Source organism: Streptomyces sp. NPDC104096 (assembly GCF_055584385.1).
Window position 1 is genome coordinate 92,608 of record NZ_JBVJMD010000019.1, and the last position, 17,296, is coordinate 109,903.

At 71.7% G+C, this 17,296-nt stretch carries 17 protein-coding genes and 1 pseudogene; 8 read left to right on the forward strand and 10 right to left on the reverse strand.

What is annotated here, in order from left to right; all coding sequences use genetic code 11:
* Positions 1-3: 3 nt before the first annotated feature.
* Complete coding sequence (locus ACZ60B_RS20885) at positions 4-1,329, forward strand: glutamate-1-semialdehyde 2,1-aminomutase (protein ID WP_469388997.1); 1,326 nt, start codon at positions 4-6, stop codon at positions 1,327-1,329.
* 7 nt (positions 1,330-1,336) lie between these two features.
* Here the strand turns inward: ACZ60B_RS20885 and ACZ60B_RS20890 are convergent, their stop codons facing one another.
* Entirely contained in the window at positions 1,337-2,110 is a 774-nt protein-coding gene (locus tag ACZ60B_RS20890) for a phosphatase PAP2 family protein (RefSeq protein ID WP_469388999.1), read from the reverse strand.
* 266 nt (positions 2,111-2,376) lie between these two features.
* Between ACZ60B_RS20890 and ACZ60B_RS20895 the strand changes: the two are divergent.
* From ACZ60B_RS20895 to ACZ60B_RS20915, 5 genes and pseudogenes are all read left to right on the forward strand, one after another.
* A pseudogene (locus ACZ60B_RS20895) lies at positions 2,377-2,482 on the forward strand (DUF6924 domain-containing protein); the annotation flags it as partial.
* A 60-nt stretch (positions 2,483-2,542) separates the two neighbouring features.
* Positions 2,543-2,623 carry a hypothetical protein gene (locus tag ACZ60B_RS20900; RefSeq protein WP_469389085.1) on the forward strand — a complete coding sequence of 27 codons (81 nt, stop codon included), beginning with the start codon at positions 2,543-2,545 and terminating at the stop codon, positions 2,621-2,623.
* Between the two features lie 34 nt (positions 2,624-2,657).
* Positions 2,658-3,539 (forward strand): phosphorothioated DNA-binding restriction endonuclease, encoded by an 882-nt coding sequence (locus ACZ60B_RS20905; RefSeq protein WP_469389001.1) that lies wholly within the window; start codon positions 2,658-2,660, stop codon positions 3,537-3,539.
* Between the two features lie 277 nt (positions 3,540-3,816).
* Positions 3,817-4,800 carry a GlxA family transcriptional regulator gene (locus ACZ60B_RS20910; protein WP_469389003.1) on the forward strand — a complete coding sequence of 328 codons (984 nt, stop codon included), beginning with the start codon at positions 3,817-3,819 and terminating at the stop codon, positions 4,798-4,800.
* Positions 4,801-4,959: 159 nt separating this feature from the next.
* Positions 4,960-6,270 carry an MFS transporter gene (locus ACZ60B_RS20915; RefSeq protein WP_469389005.1) on the forward strand — a complete coding sequence of 437 codons (1,311 nt, stop codon included), beginning with the start codon at positions 4,960-4,962 and terminating at the stop codon, positions 6,268-6,270.
* Between the two features lie 121 nt (positions 6,271-6,391).
* On the opposite strand, the gene ACZ60B_RS20920 is transcribed toward ACZ60B_RS20915, so the two are convergent.
* The 5 genes from ACZ60B_RS20920 to ACZ60B_RS20940 all read right to left on the reverse strand — a co-directional run bounded on the left by ACZ60B_RS20920 (position 6,392) and on the right by ACZ60B_RS20940 (position 10,126).
* On the reverse strand, positions 6,392-6,967 hold the full coding sequence (locus tag ACZ60B_RS20920; protein WP_469389007.1) for a lamin tail domain-containing protein: 576 nt from the start codon (positions 6,965-6,967) through the stop codon (positions 6,392-6,394).
* Positions 6,968-7,351: 384 nt separating this feature from the next.
* Positions 7,352-8,602, reverse strand: coding sequence for an RNA polymerase sigma factor (locus tag ACZ60B_RS20925; RefSeq protein ID WP_469389009.1), 1,251 nt, complete (start codon positions 8,600-8,602; stop codon positions 7,352-7,354).
* The gene (locus tag ACZ60B_RS20930; RefSeq protein WP_469389011.1) at positions 8,599-9,000 is read right to left on the reverse strand and encodes a YciI family protein; all 402 of its coding nucleotides are present in this window, start codon (positions 8,998-9,000) and stop codon (positions 8,599-8,601) included. Before ACZ60B_RS20930 ends, ACZ60B_RS20925 begins: the two co-directional genes overlap by 4 nt.
* A gap of 120 nt (positions 9,001-9,120) precedes the next feature.
* Entirely contained in the window at positions 9,121-9,336 is a 216-nt protein-coding gene (locus ACZ60B_RS20935) for a hypothetical protein (RefSeq protein WP_469389013.1), read from the reverse strand.
* 187 nt (positions 9,337-9,523) lie between these two features.
* Positions 9,524-10,126, reverse strand: coding sequence for a hypothetical protein (locus ACZ60B_RS20940; RefSeq protein ID WP_469389015.1), 603 nt, complete (start codon positions 10,124-10,126; stop codon positions 9,524-9,526).
* A gap of 321 nt (positions 10,127-10,447) precedes the next feature.
* On the opposite strand from ACZ60B_RS20940, the gene ACZ60B_RS20945 reads away from it, so the two are divergent.
* Positions 10,448-11,062: a GNAT family N-acetyltransferase gene (locus tag ACZ60B_RS20945; protein WP_469389017.1), complete on the forward strand. Its 615-nt coding sequence runs from the start codon at positions 10,448-10,450 to the stop codon at positions 11,060-11,062.
* On the opposite strand, the gene ACZ60B_RS20950 is transcribed toward ACZ60B_RS20945, so the two are convergent.
* Positions 10,978-12,282 carry an MFS transporter gene (locus ACZ60B_RS20950; RefSeq protein ID WP_469389018.1) on the reverse strand — a complete coding sequence of 435 codons (1,305 nt, stop codon included), beginning with the start codon at positions 12,280-12,282 and terminating at the stop codon, positions 10,978-10,980. The genes ACZ60B_RS20945 and ACZ60B_RS20950 overlap by 85 nt on opposite strands.
* A 147-nt stretch (positions 12,283-12,429) precedes the next feature.
* On the opposite strand from ACZ60B_RS20950, the gene ACZ60B_RS20955 reads away from it, so the two are divergent.
* Positions 12,430-13,242 carry a hypothetical protein gene (locus ACZ60B_RS20955; RefSeq protein ID WP_469389020.1) on the forward strand — a complete coding sequence of 271 codons (813 nt, stop codon included), beginning with the start codon at positions 12,430-12,432 and terminating at the stop codon, positions 13,240-13,242.
* A gap of 91 nt (positions 13,243-13,333) precedes the next feature.
* On the opposite strand, the gene ACZ60B_RS20960 is transcribed toward ACZ60B_RS20955, so the two are convergent.
* The 3 genes from ACZ60B_RS20960 to ACZ60B_RS20970 all read right to left on the reverse strand — a co-directional run bounded on the left by ACZ60B_RS20960 (position 13,334) and on the right by ACZ60B_RS20970 (position 17,240).
* Positions 13,334-13,714, reverse strand: coding sequence for an antibiotic biosynthesis monooxygenase family protein (locus ACZ60B_RS20960; protein ID WP_469389022.1), 381 nt, complete (start codon positions 13,712-13,714; stop codon positions 13,334-13,336).
* 367 nt (positions 13,715-14,081) lie between these two features.
* Entirely contained in the window at positions 14,082-15,383 is a 1,302-nt protein-coding gene (locus ACZ60B_RS20965) for a type III PLP-dependent enzyme domain-containing protein (protein ID WP_469389024.1), read from the reverse strand.
* A gap of 213 nt (positions 15,384-15,596) precedes the next feature.
* On the reverse strand, positions 15,597-17,240 hold the full coding sequence (locus ACZ60B_RS20970; RefSeq protein WP_469389026.1) for a PucR family transcriptional regulator: 1,644 nt from the start codon (positions 17,238-17,240) through the stop codon (positions 15,597-15,599).
* Positions 17,241-17,296 lie beyond the last annotated feature (56 nt).

Below are 17,296 nucleotides of genomic sequence, written 5' to 3' on the forward strand. Positions count from 1 at the left end.
CCCGTGGACACCGAAGAGCTCCAACTGCCCCTGTCGCGGACAGCCAACGAGCGGCTGCACGCCCTGATCCCCGGGGGCGCGCACACCTACGCCAAGGGCGACGACCAGTACCCCGAGCACCTGGCCCCGGTCATCAGCCACGGCAGCGGTGCCCACGTGTGGGACGTCGACGGCAACCGCTACATCGAGTACGGCTCCGGCCTGCGGTCGGTCAGCCTCGGCCACGCCCACCCGCGCGTGAACGAGGCGGTACGGCGCGAACTCGACCGCGGCAGCAACTTCGTACGGCCGTCCATCGTGGAGGTAGAGGCCGCGGAACGTTTCCTGGCCACGGTGCCGACCGCCGAGATGGTGAAGTTCGCCAAGAACGGCTCCGACGCCACGACCGCGGCGGTGCGCCTCGCCCGCGCCGCCACCGGGCGTCCACGGGTGGCGATCTGCGCCGACCATCCGTTCTTCTCCGTCGACGACTGGTTCATCGGCACCACACCGATGTCCGCCGGCGTTCCGTCGGCGACCAACGAGCTGACCGTGACGTTCCCTTACGGGGACCTCGCCGCCACGGAGGAACTGCTCACCCGCCACCAGGACGAGGTCGCCTGTCTGATCCTCGAACCGGCCGCCCAGTGCGAGCCGCCGCCCGGCTATCTCGCCGGCCTGCGCGAGCTGGCCGACCGACACGGCTGTGTCCTGGTCTTCGACGAGATGATCACCGGTCTGCGCTGGTCCGAGGCGGGCGCCCAGGGCCTGTACGGAGTCGTCCCCGACCTCTCCACGTTCGGCAAGGCGCTGGGCAACGGATTCGCGGTCTCCGCGCTGGCCGGGCGCCGCGAGCTGATGGAGCGGGGCGGGCTGCGTCACCCCGGCGACCGGGTGTTCCTGCTGTCCACCACGCACGGTGCGGAGACGCATTCCCTGGCGGCCGCGATGGCCGTGCTGGCCACCTATACCGAAGAGGGCATCACCGCGCGGCTGCACGCCCTCGGCGAGCGGCTGGCCGCCGGGGTGCGCGCGGCCGCGGCCGACGCGGGCGTCGGCGACCACATCGTCGTGCGGGGGCGGGCCAGCAACCTGGTCTTCGCCACCCTCGACGAGAACGGCCTGCCGTCGCAGGAGTACCGCACCCTGTTCCTGCGCCGGCTCCTCGCGGGCGGGGTGCTGGCCCCGTCGTTCGTGGTGAGCAGCGCGCTGGACGACGCCGACATCGACCGCACGGTCGAGGTGGTGGCCCAGGCCTGCGCGGTCTACCGCAAGGCGCTGGACGCCGCCGACCCGACCCCCTGGCTGGCCGGCCGACCGGTGAAGCCCGTGTTCCGCCGCTTGGCGTGACGTGACGTCAGCGGTGCTCCCGGTGAACGGCGTCGGCTGTCCGGTCAGCCGTCGGATCGGCTGTCCGATCAGTTGACCGATCGGTTGACCGATCGGACGGGCGGTCCGCCGGTCGGTCCACGCCGCGACCGGACGTCCGGCCGGGCATCCGGTCGGCTGTCAGGTCGACGAGCCACGCGGTCGCCGGGACCACCGCCAGCGCGGTGCACCAGCCGCCGAGGGCGTCGGTCGGGTAGTGCGCGCCCAGGGTGACCTGCGCCCAGCCCATGGCCGCACCGGCGACCAGCGCGGCGGCGAGCACGAGCGACATGCCCGCCGTCCTGCCGAGGCCGGGCCGGCCGGTCGCGGTCAGCGCCACGACGAGCGCGAGCGCGGTGGCGAAGGCGGTGTGGCCGCTCGGGTAGGACAGGTGCTCGCCGTGGATGGTGCGTCCCACCACGGACTTGAGCAGCGTCGCCGTCACCACGGCCGCCCCGGCCCCGCCGACGACGAGCACCGCCGCGCGAGGACGTCGAAGCAGCAGGCAGCCCGTCACGAGGGCACCGACCAGCATCACCGATCCCCCGGGCTCCCCCAGAAAGTCCAGGGCGAGAGCGACCTGCCGCCACCGCGGCCCGACCTCGTACAGCGCCGACCCGATCCGCGCGTCCAGCGTGCCGGGCTCGCTCTCACCGGCGTACCGGACCCCGAGCACGACGACCACCAGCGCGGCGAGGGCCGCGGCCAGCCCGAGCCACCCGCGCAACTTCGGCGGCACCACGGGCTCCGACCGGCCGCTCACCCGCCCACCAGGTCCGGCGGGCCCGCGGTGCTGTGCCGTGATCGGCGACTGGCGTTCCGGATCCTCACTGGCGCGACCTTCCCCCACTGTCGCTCACTCTGGCCAAGGGCACCGCAAACGGTCTCCGCTCGCCACCCTAACCAACAACGCGGCCGCGACACAGCGCCGTTGGAAAGTCCACCTGTCACCCTTCACCGGACACACCCTGGCCGCGCCACGAGACGGTCGGACACGACCCACCGATCGTCGTCGAGGAGAAGGACCCCGTGGGAGAACTGCCCGCCGTCACCGGCCGTGGTGAGTTCGACGCCCTGGTCCTCAGGACCGACTACCACGACGAGCGGGCATGGCAGGACGTGGTGGCGGCGCTGAGGGAACCCGGGGAAGACACTCGACACGACCCCCGCCGGGGTCCAGGACGTCCACGCCGACCTGAGCATCGGCAACACGGGCTTCGAGGAATACGCGGCATGGGCCCAGGACGACCTCGAGGGGATCTACCGGTCCCGCTGAACAGAGCTCACCGGCAGATCTACGATCATCTGTCATGGACTGGCTGGAGCGCACCGCGAAGCTCAGGCAGTGGACCAGGAGCGGGACGCGCGCTCCGCACAAGCCGCTGCTGCTGCTTTATGCCCTCGGGAGGTTCCAGGAGGATGCCGACAGCCGGTTGCGGTACAGCTCGATCGAGCGGGATCTGCAGCGGCTGCTGACCGAGTACGGCCCGCCCAACAGGACGACCCCGGCCTACCCGTTCCACCATCTCGTCAGCGACGGCGTGTGGGAGGTGCGCACCGACCACGGGCACGGCAGCCCTGGGAGCGGAGTGGGAGATCTCCGCGCGACAGGGGCCACGGGCCGGCTGGCTCCGGAACTCAGGACCGCACTGCGGTGCGAACCTCGACTGCTGGCGCGGATGGCCCGATTGCTGCTCGATCTGCACTTTCCGCCGTCCCTTCACGGCGAGTTGTGCGAAGCGGTCGGGCTGGACCTGGAACCCGCACAGGCCGAGCGGCTCTCGGCGGTACGGAGGCAGCGGAACCGGCGTATGCGGGAGGCGGTGCTCACCGCGTACGAATACCGTTGCGCGTTCTGCGGCTACGACGGCCGGATCGGCACGGTGCCGGTCGGTCTGGAGGCCGCGCACGTGCACTGGTGGGCGTTCGGCGGACCGGACGACGTCGACAACGGGCTGTGCCTGTGCTCGCTGCACCACAAGCTCTTCGACAAAGGCGTCCTCGGGGTCGACGGCAGTCACCGCGTCCTCGTCTCCCAGCGGTTCGTCGGCCATGGCCACGCGGCACACCAGCACGTCATCGCGCTTTCCGGCCGCCCGCTCATCGGGCCGCAACCGGGCGCGCTCCCTGTCGCGGCCGAACACCTCGCCTGGCACACCGGCCAGGTCTTCCACGGCGAACCTCGCCCCTGACGGAAGGCGCGCGTACCGCCGTCCGCTTCCCGATGGCCGGGCCGCATCTTGCCAGGCCCATCGACGCCGTCGGCGCCTGGGCCTTCGAGTACGGCGACGAGGTCATGGCCGCCCAGGAGGCGGCAGGCACCGGGTGAATCGCCGTCGCCGCCCGGCGAAGCAGCGGAGGCGGGCGAGGCAGCCGACCCGGCGCGCCCTGCCCCGCCGGACCGTCATGTCCGTTTCTGGCAGCAGAGCGTCATTGCCGCCGCCGAGTCACGCGGGTCAGGATGGAGCCATGTCCACCACCCGCCGCGTCGTCGTCGCGGTCTTCCCCGGCGTCGACCTCCTCGACGTCACCGGCCCGGCCGAGGTCTTCGCCGTGGCCGATCGGGAGACCGGGGGCGCCGCGGGCTACCGGGTCGAGCTCGCGGGGCAGGAGCGCGGTGAGGTGCTCACGTCGGCGGGGCTGCGGCTGGTCGCGGACCTGGCCTTCGACGAGGTGGACGGCGTACTGGACACGCTGCTGGTCCCCGGGGCGGTCGATGCGGGCCCCGACGGCCAGGTCGCCCGCGTGGACGGCGACGTCGTGGCGTGGGTCGCCCGGGTCGCACCGCTGGCCCGACGGGTCGTGTCGGTGTGTGTGGGCGCGCACCTGCTGGCCGCCGCCGGGCTGCTCGACGGCAGGACGGCGACGACCCACTGGTCGGCCGCGGCGCAGTTGGCGGCGGACCATCCCGAGGTCGCCGTCGACCCCGACCCGATCTTCGTGCGCTGCGGCAACGTGTGGACCGGCGCCGGGATCAGCTCCTGCATGGACCTGGCCCTGGCGCTGGTCGCCGAGGACCTGGGCGAGGAGGTCGCTCTGGCGGTGGCGCGGCAACTGGTCATGTACCTCAAACGCCAGGGCGGGCAGAGCCAGTTCTCGGTCCCGCTGAGCCGGCCGCCCGCGACCCGTCGCGCGATCGACGATCTGCGGATGTTCATCGTCGACCACCTGGACGGCGACCTGTCCGCCGCCGCCCTCGCGGCCCGGATGTGTCTGAGCGAGCGCCACTTCGCGCGGGTCTTCCGCCAGGAGACCGGGACCACCCCGGGCGCCTACGTCGAGGCCGTACGGGTGGAAGCGGCCCGTCGGCTGTTGGAAGGCACCGACCAGCCTCTGGACCGGGTCGCCGCCGCGTGTGGACTCGGCTCGGTGGAGACGCTCCACCGCGCGCTGCGCAAGCAGACCGGCACCACGCCCGCGGCCTACCGGCGGCGGTTCCGCACCACCGCCTGACGCCTCTCGCCCGAGCGGTTCCCGAAGGCCGTGACCGAAGTGCGGGGCCGAAGGGCGTCCTTGCGGGCCGAAGGGCGTCCTTGCGGGCCGGAGCCGGTTCGAGGACCGCGAGCCCGTGGTCGTTCCGTACACCCCGTCACTCGGAAAGCAAGGCTGCCCATGCCCATGCCCATGCCCAAGTCGTTGCGCCCGCTGCGGGAGCGCCCCTACCGAGTCCTGTGGACCGCGCGCAGCGTCTCCGCGATGGGCAATGCCCTGATACCTGTGACCGTGGTCTTCGCCGTTCTGCGCTCGGGTGGCAGCGCCCTGGATGTCGGCACGGTGCTGACCTGCCATGCGGTCGGTCAGGTGGCGATGCTGCCGGTGGGCGGTGTCTGGGCGGACCGGCTGTCGCGCAAGCTGGTGCTGCTGGCGACCGACGCCGTCCAGGCGCTCTGCTACGGCCTGCTGGCCGTGATGATCTTCCTGCACCAGGTGACGGTGTGGCAGTTCGCCGTCACGTACACGATCGCCGGCATGGCCTTCGCCTTCTTCACCCCGGCGTCGAGGGCCGTCCTGCCCGAGATCGTCGGCGCCGAGCAGCTCCAACCGGCGAACGCCCTGCTCGGCCTGACCGACAGCACCACCAAGGTGCTCGGCCCGGCCCTCGCCGCGCTGCTGCTGGCGATCTCCGGTCCAGGCACCGCGATCCTCGTCAACGCCGTCAGCTTCCTGCTGAGCTTCGTACTGGTCTCCCGGATGCACCTGCACAGGCAGGCCCGGCGGTCGGAACGGCAGCACTTCTTCGCGGACCTGCGCGACGGCTGGCTGGCGGTGGCCCGGCGCCGCTGGTACCTGGCCAATCTGCTCTGCTGGGGCGTGTGGAACTTCGCGATAGCGTTCTTCTTCGTCCTCGGCCCGGTCGTGATGGAGCACGGCCACGGCGGAGCCACCGCCTGGAGCGTCATCATGCTCACCGGTTCGGTGGGTTCCATCGTCGGCGGACTGGCCGCGCTGCGGTACCGGCCGCGCCGCCCTCTGGTCACCTCGAACGCGGCCGCGGTCCTCGGCATCCTCCCGTTGGCGCTGCTCGCGCCCCCGGCGCCGCTCCTCGTCGTCGCCCTCGGCGTGGCCGTGGCCTTCGCCATGACCTCGCTCGTCGGCGAGGTTCTGGCGACCACGCAGCAGCAGCTCTTCCCCGAGGAGATACTGGCCCGGGTCAGCTCGCTGGACTGGATGATCTCGTTGATCGCCATGCCCGCCGGCTACGCCGCCGCCGCTCCGGTCGCCCAGTTCCTCGGAATGCGTACGACGCTGCTGGCGGCCGCGGCCCTCATCGGCACACCGTGTCTGCTGCTGAACCTGCTGCCCGGCGTGCGCTCGGTCCAGCGCTTCCCCGACGGCACGGTCGGCATCGCCGACGAGCGGGACACCGCGGCTCCCCTCCGCGAAGCCGCGTCCGGCCCCTCGTCGAGAGTCCCGACCAAGTGACGCGGCTCGTCGGGTCCGTGAAACCGAAGACGGCGTGCCGGACCCTTGCGGGGCCGGCACGCCGCCGTGTCGTCACCGTGTCCGGGTGGCGGGTTCAGCCGCCCGGGCATGATGTGCGGGATCAGTGACGGTTGCCGCCCGGACGGTGGTCGTCACCGTGACCCCGGTTGTCACCGTGACCCCGGTTGTCACCGTGACCGCGGTCGTCGCCGTGACCGCGGTTGCGGCCCCAGGACTCGTCGTCGATGAAGCGGCCGCGGTTGTCGCGCAGGGTGATGGTGCCGCGGTCGTTGTCCCAGACGTGGTAGCGGCGGTCCTGGTACAGGTCGGTGCGGGTGTCACGGCCCTGACCGGTGTGGATACGGACCGTGTCGCGGCCGCCCAGACGGTAGTGGTGGAAGGTGTAGGTGCGGCCGACGTTGTCGCGCAGGGTCCAGCCGTCGAGGTTGACGGCCTGGCGCGTGGTGTTGCTCAGCTCGACCCATTCCTTGTTCAGCGAGCGGTCGGAACGCTCGTCACGTCCGGGGGAGTCGGCCTGGACGGCCGTGATCTTCACCTGCGGCTGGTGCGGCCGGGCCACTCCGGCCGCGGACGCCGGCAGCGCCGCCACGCCCACCACGGCGCCGGCCGCCAGCGCGGCGGCGGCCAGACGGCGAGCGGAGAGAGTGCGGGCGGTGGCAAAGACAGAAGCGGACATGAAGTCCCCCTGATGGTGCGGGCGTCGATGCGGATGCGGCCTTGCGAGCCGCCGCGGCACCGACGCGGTGTACGAGGTAACGGCCCCCTTTTGCGGCCGCACACACACTCTGTCCGCAATGCTGCGCCTTTGGTCTGTAAACCAGCCGCTGTTACAAGTTGCCCATATTTCCGTAACTCTTGGATGTATCACCCATGTATGTCGACTGCATCCGTGTTCGACGCCCCGACAGGCCACCAGCCCGTGCGAGCGTTGGGGAACACCACCCGATCGCCGCTCCGCACCAGGCCGGGACCGAGCAGGCCGTCACCCGAAAGTGGGTAACGGCCCTCCGCTCCGCAACGGCCCGTGCCCGCCGCACCGATGGCGCGGCGCCCCGTCGACTCAGCCGGCCGCCGGCCGTACGCGCCGGTGCAGCGCGGCGGCCTTGCCCGTGAGGTAGCGCTGCTCGGGCGTGCTGGCGGTCAGGGCCGCGGCGAGGCGGTAGTGGTGCGCGGCCGTCTCCGACTCTCCGGCCATCTCCAGCAGATGGGCCCGCACCGCGTGCACGCGGTGATGACCGGCCAGCGGACCGCGGCCGCCGTCGTCGAGCCGGTCCAGCAGCGCCAGGGCGGTGGCCGGTGTGTCCGCCATCGCGAGGGCGACCGCACGGTTGAGCGTGACCAGCGGACTGCCCGTCACCTGCTCCAGTACCTCGTACAGACCGAGGATCTGCGGCCAGTCGGTGTCCCGGGCGTGGGCGGCGCGGTCGTGGACGGCCGCGACGGCGGCCTGCAACCGGTATTCGCCGGGCCGTTGCCCGTGGGCGAACGTGCCGATCAGCAGCGCGGTGCCCTCCTGGATCAGGCGCCGGTCCCACAGGGTGCGGTCCTGCTCGGCCAGGGGCACCAGTTCGCCGTGCGGACCGGTACGCGCCGGACGGCGGGCCTCGGTCAGCAGCATCAGTGCCAGCAGCCCGGCCGCCTCGCCCTCGGCCGGCAGGAGCCGGTGCACCCGCCGGGCCAGCCGGATGGCCTCACCGGCGAGATCCGCCCGGTGCAGCGTCGTACCCGCGGAGGCGGTGTAGCCCTCGTTGAACAGCAGATACAGCACCCGCAGCACGGACCGCAGCCGCCCCAGCCAGTCCGGCGCATCCGGCTCGGGCACGTCGAACCGCGCCGACGACGCCTTCAGGCGCTGCTTGGCCCGGCTGATGCGCTGCGCCATCGTCGCCTCGGGCACCAGGTAGGCGGCTGCGATCTGGGCGGTCGTCAGGCCGCCGACGGCCCGGAGCGTCAGGGCGATCGCCGAGGCGGGGGTGAGCGCGGGATGACAGCACATGAACAGCAGCGCCAGGCAGTCGTCGGCTTCCGGGACCCCGGCCGGTACCGGTTCCCTGGCCACACGCTCCTCGCGCCGCCGTCGTGCCGCCTCGCTGCGCAGCTGGTCGGTGTAGCGGTGCGTGGCGGTCCGCAGCAGCCAGCCGCGTGGACTTTCCGGCACCCCGTGCTCGGGCCAGTGCCGGGCCGCGGCGATCAGGGCCTCCTGGACCGCGTCCTCGCACGCGTCGAAGTCGCCCAGCCGTCGCACGAGCAGACCGAGGACCTGCGGCGCCAGCGAGCGCAACAGGTCCTCGACGCAAGGCCGTTCGGTCACAGGTCGAACGCGGTGTCGTTCATCACCTGACGCACCTCGACCGGCTGCTGCGTCGGTACCCCGCCCGGGCCGGGCACCGCCGAGATCCTCGCGGCTATCTCCACGGCACGCGCCTCGGACTCCACGTCGACCACGTTGAACCCGGCCAGGACCTCCTTGGACTCCGGGAACGGGCCGTCCGTCACCACCGGAGCCGCGGCGCCGTCCGAGCGCACGATGCGGGCCAGCCGCGGATCGGCCAGCCCGGTGAACTGCACCATCTCCCCACTGGCGACCAACTCCTCGGTCAGTGCCGCGTAGTAGTCGAAGTGCGCCGCGATGTCGCCGGGATCCCACTCGTCCATCGGCTGCTCGAACACTCCACCGTCGTGGTCGACCATCAACAGGAACTTCGGCACGTGTACTCCTCGATCGTCGATGCGGCCCCGGTCCGGCGCCGTCACCCTGTGAACGGAGCCGTCGACGGGTTCTCTACATCGCCCGGAAGACCTGGCGCCGCATCGCCCACTCGGTCGAGTTCAGTCGCCGCGCGGGTGAGGGACCTGCTTCCAGCCCTCGACCGACTTGGTGACGAACATGACCCGGTACACGTCGCGGGTCCACACAGTGGCGCCCTCCCCGTACTCGTGCAGTTCCTCGAACGCTTCTTCTTCGGAGTCGTAGCTGTGCTTACGGCCCTTCGCGTCCTTGACCATCCACTCTCTGCCCGGCAGCCCTGCGAGCCCCATACTCATGGCGATCTTCCTCCCCGTCGATGCCGGAAGATCGTAACCGCTTCGCCGGGGATGAAAAGGGGCACCGGAAGGGCTCCTCGGTCAGCCGTTCCCGGGCGCCGGTCCGGCGCCGACGGCACCTTTCGTGTCGAGCCGTCCGGTGACGCGTCCCGTGGGCGCCGTGGGGACGTCGGCGCCCACGGGACGGTCAGAAGCGTCGGACCTCGACGCCCCGCTGCTCCAGCGGTGAGACGACGGCGTCCAGGAACTCGGCCCGGTCCGCTCCTCCGCCGACCACATCGGCCGGAATGATCATCGGCCAGTCCCCCGCGGCTATGTGCACGCCCTCGCTGGAGAAGACGACGATCTGGGTCACCTGCTCCCAACGGATCGCCCTGACGCGGCTCCGGGCCGTGCCGACCAGGCCGTGGTCGTAGACGTAGATCGCCATCCGGGCCCGCACCAGCCCGCGCACCGCCCGGATCAGGCCGACCAGCACGCCCGCGAGCAGCGCGATGGCCAGCCCACGGAAGATCCCCGTCCAGCCCGAGTCCTCGAACCGGGACAGGACCAGGCCCATCACCACCAGGCCGGCCGCCGAACCGACGGCGAGCCCGAGACCGCGCAGGGACTCGCCCGTCCTGCCGGGCTCCCTCCGGGCCAGCCTCAAGGCACCGAGGCCCGCGGCGGCCGAGCGGACACGGTCGGTCTCGACCGCCGGCTGCCAGATCGGCGGACCGTTCTCGGCCCACTGCGGCGCATGAGATGTCGCCGCCTGTCCCGCTCGGCCTTTCGGATCCTGCTCTGCCATGAATGTCCTCCCGGATTTCGGATCTCTGATTTCCGATTTCGGCTTGGCGATCGGTGATGCACGCCGAACGTCGGTGCGTGCCTTGCCCGTTGATGGGTACCGGAGCTTAACGGTGAAGTCTGGGAACGGGGCTCGAACCCTGTCGGAAGCCCGTTCGGTCATCGGTGGTCATGGGACGCTCGCGCGCGGCTACCGGCCAGTTCGGCGCTCGGTCCTTCGTTCACCGCAGGCATCGCATTCGGCATTGCCCCGGTGCGGGCGCAATCGCCCTGGACCTGAGCCGAGTTGTTCCTGGCGTGACACCCCGATACCGTCCGGTCCATGCCTGCCCGGACTCCGCTGCCCCGCACCCTCACCGGCCGCCAAGTACGCCTGGAACCCCTCACGATGGACCATCTCGGCGACCTCTTCGAGGCGGGCGGCGGTGACGAGGAGGTGTGGCGGTGGCAGGGCGGCCCGGCGCCCCGGACCCAGGCGGAACTGGGCGGCAAGCTCGCCACGCTGCTCGAGGCCGCCGAACAGGGCGCGTACGTTCCCTTCGCGGTCGTCCACCGCGCCGGCGGCCGGGCCATCGGCTGGACCACGTACATGGACATCGACGTGGCCGACGAACGGCTGGAGATCGGTTGGACGTGGTACGGGCGCGCGTACTGGCGTACGGCCGTCAATACCGAGTCGAAGCTGCTTCTGCTCACCCACGCTTTCGAAGACCTGGGCATGGGTCGCGTGCAGTTGAAGACCGATCACCTCAACCACCGCTCGCAGGCCGCGATCGCGCGTATCGGGGCGCGCCGCGAGGGTGTACTGCGTCGCCACCGCCGGCGCCCGGACGGCACCTGGCGGGACACGGTCTACTTCTCGATCCTCGCCGACGAGTGGCCCGCGGCCAAGGAGCGCCTGACCGCCCGCCCGGGAGAGCTCGGCCACGCCGGATAGCGGCCTGGACCGCCGCGTCGACGAGGCACGCCCGAAGGGCACGGCTCGATCCGGCGGACCACCGCCGGTGCCGCCAGGCCCGTCAGCGCGAACATGGCCCCTACGACGTACCATCCGGGGCGGCCCCAGGTGATGCACAGGGCGATGAGCAGACCCGGGCCGAAAGCCTCGGCAAGGCCTGCGCCGAGGCCGAACACGCCCAGGTACTGACCGGTGGCGTGGGCCGGGGCGAGAGCGAAGGAGACCTCGAAGCCCGCGGCGGAGTGCCACAGTTCACCCACCGTGTGGATCACCACCGCGACAAGGAGCAGAGCCGCGGCCGCCCACGCCGGGATGCCCGCGCTCAGCGAGATCAGCACGCAGGCGACGAGGAAGGCCACACCTGCCCGGCGGTAGGCCTGCGCGCCCGCGGCGGGGGAGGTGACGTTGCGGCCGGCGCGGACCTGGAAGGCGACGACGAGGACCGTGCCGGTGAGCATGGTGGCCGAGATGAGCCAGTGCGGGGCGGTGGTGGCGCCGACGATCCAGAGCGGGATGGCCACGGTGAGCACCTTGAACTGGATCGCCATGATGCCGTCTAGGACGGTCAGCAGCAGGTAGGGGCGGTCCCGCAGGGCGGTCCGGCGAGGGCCGTCGGCCGTGGGGACGGGCGCGACCGGAGGCAGGAGGACCAGGATCACCGCGGAGACCACGAAGGCCGTCGCGTTTCCGATGGCCATGAGCTGGTAGGCGGTGAGCGTGCCCACCTGTACGACCCAGCCCGCGAGCACTGCGCCGAGGGAGATGCCGACGTTGGTCACCGCCCGCAGGTAGGCCCTGAACTCCTGCGGCCGCTCGCCTCCGTAGTGTCTGATCAGCGGGGAGCGGGCGGCCGTGCCGGCCGCCTTCGCCGCGGCCGCCGCGCAGACGGCGAGGACGAACGGCCAGAAGCCGTCCACCAGGACGAAACCGGCCGTGGCCAGCGCCTGGACACCCAGGGTGGCCGCGTAGATGCCGCGCGCTCCGTGCCGGTCGGCCAGATGACCGACCGCGACGCCCAGGACCAGCGCGGCAAGACCGGCGACACCGAGCCCGAGCCCCACCCGGCCCGCCGGAAGGTGCACCGCCTCGGTGAAGTACAGGACCCCGGCGGTGAGATAGAGACCGCTGCCGACGGTGTAGACGAAGTTCGAGGCCGCGAGAACGCGCTGCGGCCTCGTGTCCGGCATCAGGCGGGGCATGACCGGGCTCCATGTCCTCGGCGGAAGTAAGGGCCCGCTCAGCTTGTTGCATATTACTTGCAATAGCAAGAGAGTTGCATGGTTGGCGAACCGCATTTTCTGTTATGCCAATTGACACAACATCAGGTCTCCTTCTAGCTTCTTGCCATGCCCGAAACAAGAGGGCGAGGTCGCCCCCGCAAGAACCCGCAGGCACTGGCCCGTTGGACTCCGCCGGAAGGCTGGTCCCGACTGGTGGCATGGATCTCGCCCGAGGAGAAGAAGGCCCTCAAGCGCGTCGCCGTCGAGGCGGAGGTGTCGGTGGCCGATCTGGTGCGCTCCCTGGCGGGCGGACTGGCCGCGGGGGTGATCGACGCGGAAGAACTCATCCGACAGGTCCGAAAGGGTATGCAGGTCATGGAGAAGATCCCCACCCTGTTCGAACGGGACGACCGCTTCCGGGTCGTCGACCGGCCCCGCGCCGAATGCGCCTGGGTCTTCGAGGGCGAGGGGACTCCGACCGAGAAGCTGGACGGCACGAACGTCCGGCTCACCGTCCGTTCCGGCCTGCTGGTACGGGTGGAGAAGCGCCGCAACCCCAGCAGGGCGCAGAAGCAGCAGGGCGTCGTGGACGGCTGGTACGTCGACACGGACGAGCACGCGGCCGACGACAAGTGGATCCTGGCCGCCGCCCGCAACACCGACGTCTCCGGCTGGCCGGACGACGAACACCCCTGCGAGGCGCTGGGTCCGCGCATCCAGGGCAACCCGCTGGCGCTGGACGACCACCTGTGCGTGCCGTTCAACCTCGACGTCCCGGTCTACCGGGACGTGCCGCGCAATTACACGGGCTTGAGGGACTTCCTCGACAAACTCGAGAGCCGATACGCCCCGGGACATCTGGCCGAGGGAATCGTGTTCCACCACCCCGACGGGCGCCGCGCGAAGATCAAGCGCAAGGACTTTCCGCAGCGCGACTGACGCTCATCACCATTGTCTTGGTGCCACCGGGCGACACCCGGTGGCACCACGGTCATGACGGGATGCCCGACCTCGGAGGTGCCGGGACCGATCAGCCCGCTGTCGCGCTCTGCGGCACCTCGGCGCGCCTGAACCCGTGACTGCGCTCCACCTTCGCCACATGCAGCGTGTAGCTCCGGTACCACTGGTCCCGCCCGCGCTGCTGCGCCGCGCGGTGCTCGGCATTGCGCCGCCACTCCGTGAGGGCGTCGGCGTCGCGGAAGTACCCGACCGTGATGCCCAGCCCGCCAGGGGTCTGCGCGTGGTCCATCCCCAGGTACCCGGGAATGTCCTTCAGCAGCTCCTCCATGCGTGCGTTGGTCTCGCTGTAGCCGCTCTGGTCCTGGGTTCGCACGGTGGTGAAGACAGCCGCGTAGTAGGGAGGTTCATAGGCCTCGACGGGCTCGACAGGCGCTTCCGGGTGATCGCTCATGGCGCCACCGTAGGACGGGATGCGCCCGTCGATCCAGCGTCTTTCCCGACGACGGGTTCCGGCCCGTCGCCGGGGCCGGGACGGCCACGGCTGTCAGCGCGTCTGCACCCACACCGCCAGCAGACCCACCACGGCCGTGCCCGCCCCGTAGCACGCGCCCCGGAGGAACTGGCCGGCCGCGACGCGTCGGCGTCGTAAGACCCACCGCACGACGTCACACGTCACGCGGCCGCCGTACGCTCCCGCGGTGGACAGCCATCGTCCGGCGGCCTCCCGCCGGCCCGAGGGTGTCGCTTTTTCCTTGGGGAACCCTGACCGGGCGAACCGTACTTTCATGGCGATTGCACCTGCTTTCCGCGGGTGGGGGTCACCGGCCGGCCCGGGCCGGGATCGGGTGGCCTGCTTGTGCGGGACGGAGCAGCCGGAAGGTGACCCGGCCGTCGGCGTCGACGCGGGCACCGTGCACGGCGGGCTCGGGCAGGCTGTTGTAGTGGAAGGGCGTGGAGAAGTAGTACGCGCCGGTGTCCGGGACGACGACGAGGTCGCCGACGCCGAGGAGGGGCAGCGCACGGTCACGTGCCAGCAGATCGCCGGCGAAGCAGCACGGGCCCGCGACGTCCTGGCGCACGGGCCGGCCGTGCTTGGCCCGGCCGCGGGGATCGTGGGCCTCGACGCGCAGGGGCCACGCGTCGGGGGCGAACGCCGTCCGCGTGGCGACCTGCGCGCCCGCGTGGGTGATGGCGATGGGACGCCCGCCGACGGTCTTGGTGTATTCGACGTACGCGGCCATGAACCCGTTCTTGGCCAGCACGGAACGGCCGAACTCGGTGACGATCTCGTACCGGCCCGAGAACAGCGCCGGTGCCTGCGCGCGCAGGTGGTCCACATAGGTGTCGAAGCCGGGCGTCGTCTCGTCGCTGTCGAAGTTGACGGACAGTCCGCCCCCGACGTCGATGCCGGTGACCTGTCGACGGCCGAGGTGGGTGTTGATCTCCTCGGCGAACTCGACCGCCGTCGCGACGCCCCGGGCGATCAGGTCCGGGGGGCAGCCCTGCGAGCCGACGTGCGTGTGCAGCCAGGTCAGCCAGGGGCGGTCCCGGTACGCCTGGAGCAGTCGTCGCCGGTTGCCCTCGTCCGCCAGCGGGATGCCGAACTTCGAGGTCGCGGTGGCCGTGCTCATGGCGGTGATCGAGCCGGCTCCGATCTGGGGGTTGATGCGCACGCCGAGCCGCGAGTCGGTGGAGCGGGTCGCCAGGATCTCGTCCAGTCGGGAGAGTTCCTGGAAGCTGTCCGCGTTCACCGCGACTCCCAGGTCCAGTGCCCAGGCGAGTTCCTGCCGGGTCTTGGCCGGGGAGTCGAACACGATGTGAGCGGGGTCGAAGCCCGCGTCCAGCGCCTGGGCGAGCTCCCCGGCGCTGGCGACCTCGCAGCCCATGCCGCTGCGGCGCAGTTCCTCGAGCACGGGCACCAGGCAGTTCGCCTTGGCCGCGAACGCGTGCAGGACCCGCACGGAGTCGGGGAACGCCCTGTGCAGGGACGCGACGGTCTCGTTGACGCCGTCGAGATCGACGAACCCCGCCAGCACGGCCGTCTCGGGTTCCAGGAGTCCCTCCTGTACCGCTGCCCGCAGAATCCGCTCACGCCGGTCGGCCCTGTCGTGACCACTCACGCCGCACCCTCCCTGGGTCGAGGTCTGACCGCCCCCGGCTGCCGTGGGGCGGACCACCAGCGTCCCGTCGCGGCGGTGCCGGCGTCTTCGTCCCAGGTTCCGGCGTTCCGCCGGGTGGTTCTCACCGTGGAGCGAAATCCCGAGCCCGGGGCCGCCTCCGTTGTGCGCGCGCACGAAGGAACCGTCCGTTCTTCGTGGCGGACCACCGGGCGCTCAGGTTTCCCGGCCGCCGCGGTCGAGTAGGCGCAGTTGCAGTTGGGCGAGCAGGCGGGCGTCCGGGCTGCGCAGGTCGAGCCCGGACACCTCGGTGATCCTGCCGATCCGGTGGCGCAGGCTGTTCGCGTGCACCCCGAGCGCCCGGGCGGTCTCCGGTACATGACCGAAGTGGTCGAGGTAGGCCCGCAGGGTCCGCACCATGGTGTCCCCGCCCTGGCCGGCGTCGTACGCGACCAGGCGTGCCACCGGTGTCTCCGGTGCCAGGGCCGATCCCGTCAGTCTGTCCAGCATCTGGTCCAGGGCGATCGTCTCGGCGACCTCGTCGGCGCGGGCGACGGTACGGTGCTCCCCCGGCGAGAGCAGGGCCCGTAGCGCCAGGTCCGCCGACCGGCGGGACGCGGGCAGGTCCGCCAGGGAGTCGACGACCGTGCCCAGACCGATGCGCGCCTGCGGACCGAACGCATCGGCCACCTGCCGGACGAGGGACTTCCCCAGCCGCGCGACCTGTTCGGCGGCCCGCCGCGGGTCCTGGTGCAGCGCGCCCACCAGGACCAGGGCCCCCTGGTCGACCGGTATCACCACCGGTGTGAGGTCGTTCGCGCCGCAGCACACCGTCAGCAGGGCGCACAGTCTTCCGGCTTCCTCCCCCTTGCTCGCGGTGTCTCCGGGACGCACCGCCAGGACGGCGCAGTGCCCGTGCGCCGCGATCCCGGTGAGTTCGCTCAGCGCGTCGGCCGATCCGCGTCCGTCGAGCAGCGCGCGGGCCGCGTCCTCGACCAGTCGGGCGTGGGTACGGTGCGACCGGTGGTGGAGCAGATGCCCGGCGGCCGCCCGCGCCGCCGATCGCAGCGTGTCGGAGGCGTGCGAAGGGAGGTCTCCGCCCGCGGCCGCCACCCAGATCGAGCCCAGGATCTCGCCGCCGGCCCGCACCGCCACGACCAGCCGTTCGGGGTTGTCCCCGTGGGCCGGCCGGTGGATGACGTCCCCCGAACCCCACAACGCCCGGAAGAACCCGGCTTCCGACATGGCGGCCACGCGCCACTGCGGCACCCGACGGCCGAGGATCGTCAGCCGCCGCATCTCGTCGACGTCCTCCTTCGTGGACGAGTACGCCAGCACCCGGGACTCCACGTCCTCGATCGTCACCGCGCCGCCGACGAGGACCGCGACCGCGTCGGCCAGCCCGTTCAGGTCACCCGGCGCCACCGTCGGGTCGGCGGGCACTCCGCACAGGACGAGTCCGGCCCGCAGCGCGCCGACCAGTTCGGTCCAGCCGCACCACGCCGTACGCAGCAGCACCGCCAGGCCGGCCTCCTCCGCGGCCGCCCACAGCGCGGCCGAGGGCCGCCCCGACCTGCCCTGTCCGAAGACCACCGCGGCCGCTCCGGATCCGGCGGCATCCCGTACGACGTCGACCGCGGCGGCCGACCGCGGATCGACGCCCACGGCCAGCAGCACCTGTCCGCGCGGCTGCCCCGGCTCCAACGGGTCGAGCATCATGACTCCGTCGACCGCGGCCCCCAGGCCGTGCCGGGCCGTGTACGGCTCCAGCGCACCGGCGCCCATGACCGACAGCAGTCTGTCCAGCGTCGGCCTCGCTGCGGCAGCGTCCCCCTGTTCGACGATGCTGTTCGGCACCATCCGGTCCCCCGTCACGGTCGGTCGGTCGCGTGACGGTGAGTGTATGAGCAGTCACC